The sequence below is a fragment of the Acidovorax sp. HMWF018 genome (assembly GCF_003061035.1).
Lineage (GTDB): Bacteria > Pseudomonadota > Gammaproteobacteria > Burkholderiales > Burkholderiaceae_C > Acidovorax > Acidovorax delafieldii.
The window spans coordinates 1-4,480 of sequence record NZ_QAIM01000627.1 but is presented as its reverse complement, the minus strand read 5'-3'; the positions used below and the strand labels follow the sequence as shown (position 1 = coordinate 4,480).

General features: G+C 68.0%; 3 protein-coding genes. 2 read left to right on the top strand and 1 reads right to left on the bottom strand.

The window, feature by feature from the left end; translation table 11 throughout:
- The coding region (norR, locus tag DBR23_RS26455) for a nitric oxide reductase transcriptional regulator NorR (RefSeq protein WP_233250764.1) at positions 1 to 1,409 on the bottom strand (1,409 nt) is incomplete at its 3' end.
- A 238-nt stretch (positions 1,410 to 1,647) separates the two neighbouring features.
- Between norR and DBR23_RS26450 the strand changes: the two genes are divergently transcribed.
- The gene (locus DBR23_RS26450) at positions 1,648 to 3,933 is read left to right on the top strand and encodes a nitric-oxide reductase large subunit (protein ID WP_108500078.1); all 2,286 of its coding nucleotides are present in this window, start codon (positions 1,648 to 1,650) and stop codon (positions 3,931 to 3,933) included.
- Between the two features lie 80 nt (positions 3,934 to 4,013).
- Positions 4,014 to 4,442, top strand: a complete 429-nt coding sequence (locus DBR23_RS26445) for a hemerythrin domain-containing protein (protein WP_108500077.1) — start codon at positions 4,014 to 4,016, stop codon at positions 4,440 to 4,442.
- Positions 4,443 to 4,480: the final 38 nt, after the last annotated feature.

Below are 4,480 nucleotides of genomic sequence, written 5' to 3'. Positions count from 1 at the left end.
GCCCTCAAGGCCCTGAGCCGGGGCGTGAACCGGGCTGACATCGTGACGCTGGAGCCCGCGCTGCTCGACCTGGACGCCGACGCGGCCAGGTCGAGCAGCGCGGGCTCCAGCGTCACGATGTCAGCCCGGTTCACGCCCCGGCTCAGGGCCTTGAGGGCGGCGCGGCTGATCACATGCTCCAGCTCGCGGATGTTGCCGGGCCAGGGGTAGCGGCGCAGTGCGTCCTGTGCGCTGGCCGACAAGCGCAGGCTGCGCAGGCCCAGGCGCGCGCGGTTGAGTTCCAGGAAGCGGCCAGCAATCAGCAGCACGTCGTTGCCCCGTTCGCGCAGCGGCGGGATGGGCACCGGGTACACCGACAGCCGGTGGTACAGGTCGGCGCGAAACGCACCGTCGCGCACCTGGTCGCGCAGGTTGCGGTTGGTGGCGGCGATCACGCGCACGTCCACGCGGCGCGGTCGGTCGGCGCCCAGGCGCTGGATCTCGCCGTTCTGCAGCGTGCGCAGCAGCTTGGCCTGCACCGCCAGCGGCAACTCGCCCACCTCATCAAGGAACAGCGTGCCGCCTTCGGCCGCCTCGAAGCGCCCGGGCCGGTCGGCCACCGCGCCGGAGAAAGCACCGCGCACGTGGCCAAAGAGTTCGCTCTCGGCCAGGGACTCGGGCAGCGCCGCGCAGTTCACGTGCACCAGGGGCTTGGTGCGGCGCGTGGACTGGCGGTGCAGCAGGCGCGCGAACAGCTCCTTGCCCACGCCGGTCTCACCCAGCAGCAACACGGGCAGGTCCGAGCCCGCCACCACCTCCAGCTCGTGCAGCAGGCGCAGCAGGGGCTCGCTCTGGCCGACGATCTCCATGTCGCCATCGCCCGCGCGGGTGGTGCGCTCGTCGTCTGCGCTGCGGGTGTGGGGGGCGCTGCGCAGCGCCTGCACCTCGCGCTCCAGCCGCGAGATGCGCACGGCCGCCTCCACCAGCACCTTGCAGTCGGCCAGCGCAGCACGTGCGGCCTCGCCAAAGGTGCCGGTCTGCAGTGCGTCGAGCGTCAGCACACCCCAGGGCTGGCCGTCCACCCACAGGCTCACGCCCATGCAGTCGTGCACGGGCAGGGGCTCGCCCACCAGGGTGTCGAGCAGGCCGTCGTAGGGGTCGGGCAGGGTGCTGTCGTGGTCGAAGCAGGTCACCTCGCGCCGCGCCAGGATGGCCGCGAGCCGGGGGTGCTGGCTGACCACAAAGCGCCGGCCCAGCGCCTCGCGCACCAGGCCCTCCACGGCCACGGGGCGCAGGTGGTCTTCCTCCAGCTGCAGCAGGGCCACGGCGCCGCAGTGAAAGCGGGTGCGCAGGTGGTCCACCAGCCGCTGCAGGCGCACAGCCTGGGGCAGGTCGGTGGCCAGGTCGGCCAGCAGGGGGCTATGGTCCATGGTGATATTTACCTTCAATGGGTGAATTAGACCCCATTTGAGAAGGGTCAAAAAAACCATGACCGGTGTAAGTGGTTGATTTGATAGGCCTGCAGCCCTGGCCCGGCGCTTGCGATGTGGGCAGTGACACCGATTCACCCGTTCCAAAAAGCCATGACCACAAGACCCCGACCCCACGCCGCCAGCGCACGCTGGCGCCGCCCCTTCGTTGTTGTTCTGTTGAAGCAGGAGGCCCGCCATGGGTAACTACCGCAAGCTCTGGTTCACGCTGATCGGCGTGCTCATCGTCACCTTCAGCCTGCTGGGCTACTACGGCGCCGAGGTCTACCGCACCGCGCCGCCCATCCCCGCGAAGATCTCCACGGCCGGAGGCGAAGTTCTCTACACCCACGACAGCATCCTCGACGGCCAGACCGCGTGGCAGTCGGTGGGGGGCATGCAGCTGGGCTCCATCTGGGGCCATGGCGCCTACCAGGCACCCGACTGGACGGCCGACTGGCTGCACCGCGAGCTGCTCAACTGGCTTGACGTCGCCGCTGAGCGTGCGCACGGCAAGCCCTTTGCCGAGCTGGACGCCGCCGCCCAGGCCGTGCTGCGCGACCGCCTGAAGACCGAGTACCGCACCAACACCTACAACCCCGAGACGGGCGTGGCCACGGTGTCCTCGGTGCGGGCCGACGCGATCGCGATGACCGCGCTGTACTACGACCAGCTTTTCAGCGACGTGCCCGCGCTGCACAAGACCCGCGAGCACTTCGCCATGAAGGAGAACACCCTGCCCAGCGCCGAGCGGCGCGCGCAGATGACGGGTTTCTTCTTCTGGACGGCCTGGGCCGCCGCCACCGAGCGCCCCGGCACAACGGCCACCTACACCAACAACTGGCCCCACGAGCCGCTTATCGGCAACCAACCCACCGCTGAGAACATGGTCTGGTCGGTGATGAGCGTGGTCGTGATGATGGCGGGCGTGGGCTTCCTCGTGTGGGGCTGGTCCTTCCTGCGCAAGCACGACGAGGTGGAACCCACGCCACCCCTGCACGACCCGCTCTCGCGCGTGCCGCTCACGCCCTCGCAGCGCGGGCTGGGCAAGTATTTGTTCCTCATCGTTGCGCTGTTCAGCTTTCAGGTGCTGCTGGGCGGCTTCACCGCGCACTACACGGTGGAAGGCCAGCAGTTCTACGGCATCAACGTGTCACAGTGGTTCCCGTATTCGCTGGTGCGCACCTGGCACATCCAGAGCGCGCTGTTCTGGATCGCCACGGGCTTCCTGGCGGCCGGCCTGTTCCTCGCGCCGCTCATCAACGGCGGCAAGGACCCGGCTTACCAGAAGCTCGGTGTGGACATCCTGTTCTGGGCGCTGGTCGTGGTGGTCGTGGGCTCGTTCACGGGCAACTACCTGGCCATCGCGCAGATCATGCCGCCCGAGTGGAACTTCTGGCTGGGCCACCAGGGCTATGAATACGTGGACCTGGGCCGCCTGTGGCAGATCGGCAAGTTCACCGGCATCGCCTTCTGGCTGGTGCTCATGCTGCGCGGCATTGTGCCGGCGCTGCGCACCCCCGGCGGCGACAAGAACCTGCTGGCGCTGCTGACGGCGTCGGTGGTAGCCATCGGCCTGTTCTACGGCGCGGGTTTCTTCTACGGCGAACGCACCCACCTGTCGGTGATGGAGTACTGGCGCTGGTGGGTGGTGCACCTGTGGGTGGAGGGCTTCTTCGAAGTCTTCGCCACCACGGCGCTCGCCTTCATCTTCTCGACGCTGGGGCTCGTGTCGATGCGCATGGCCACCACGGCCAGCCTGGCCTCGGCCTCGCTGTTCATGCTGGGTGGTGTGCCCGGCACCTTCCACCACCTGTACTTTGCAGGCACCACCACCCCGGTGATGGCCGTGGGCGCAGCCTTCAGCGCGCTCGAAGTGGTGCCGCTGGTCGTACTGGGCCACGAAGCCTGGGAACACTGGCGGCTGCAGCACCGCACGCCCTGGATGGCCCGTCTGCGCTGGCCGCTGATGTGTTTCGTGGCCGTGGCCTTCTGGAACATGCTGGGCGCGGGTGTCTTCGGCTTCATGATCAACCCGCCCATCTCGCTGTACTACGTGCAGGGCCTGAACACCACGCCGGTGCATGCCCACGCCGCGCTGTTCGGGGTGTATGGCTTCCTGGCGCTGGGCTTCACGCTGCTGGTGCTGCGCTACATCCGGCCGCAGCTGGTGTTCAGTGAGCGGCTCATGACAACGGGCTTCTGGTGGCTCAATGCCGGCCTGGTGCTGATGATCGCCACCAGCCTGCTGCCCATCGGCTTGTTCCAGTTCTACGCCAGCGTGAGCGAAGGCCTGTGGTACGCCCGGGGTGAGGCCTTCATGCAGCAGCCTTTCATCCAGACGCTGCGCTGGGTGCGCACCTTCGGCGACGTGGTCTTCATTGTCGGCGCGCTGGCCATGGCCTGGCAGGTGGTGAGCGGCGTGTTTGGCTCGCGGGCCCCTGCTGCCAACGCTGGCGCCTACCTCGCGGAGACCCGCCGCTGATACGCCACCGACCTGCGCCGCGCGCCACCACCCCCCTCGGCGGCAGCGCAGGTCCTTCATTCATCCCACAAGGACTGTCCATGAACCTCGAAAAATTCAAGCACCAGCACACCGACATCCTGCGCAGCATCGCCACCTTGCGTGCCCTGGCCCACGCAGGCGTGGAGGCCAACGCCACGGCCATCGCCCAGGGCATTGTGGCGATGAGCGGCACCATCAAGCTGCACCTGGCCGTGGAAGATCAGGTGCTGTATCCCGCGCTGCAGCGCGGCGGCAATGTGGAACTGGCGCGCCTGGGCCGCCAGTACCAGAGCGAGATGGCCTCGATTGCCAGCGCCTACGACGCCTTCGCGCGCCGCTGGAACACGGCCGAGAACGTGCGCCGCGATGCGCAGGATTTCCGCAATGAGGCCAACGTGGTGCTGCGCCGGGTGTTCGAGCGCATGCAGCGCGAAGACCATGACTTCTATCCCCGCATCGAGGAGGAAGAAGCCGCCGCCTGCCATTGAGCTGCAGCTCTTCTACCCCACCGCAGCCAAAGCATGCA

Bases quoted from the DNA above. Each gene is read 5' to 3' on its own strand.
- DBR23_RS26450 (WP_108500078.1), top strand. From the start codon at position 1,648: ATGGGTAACTACCGCAAGCTCTGGTTCACGCTGATCGGCGTGCTCATC.
- DBR23_RS26445 (WP_108500077.1), top strand. From the start codon at position 4,014: ATGAACCTCGAAAAATTCAAGCACCAGCACACCGACATCCTGCGCAGC.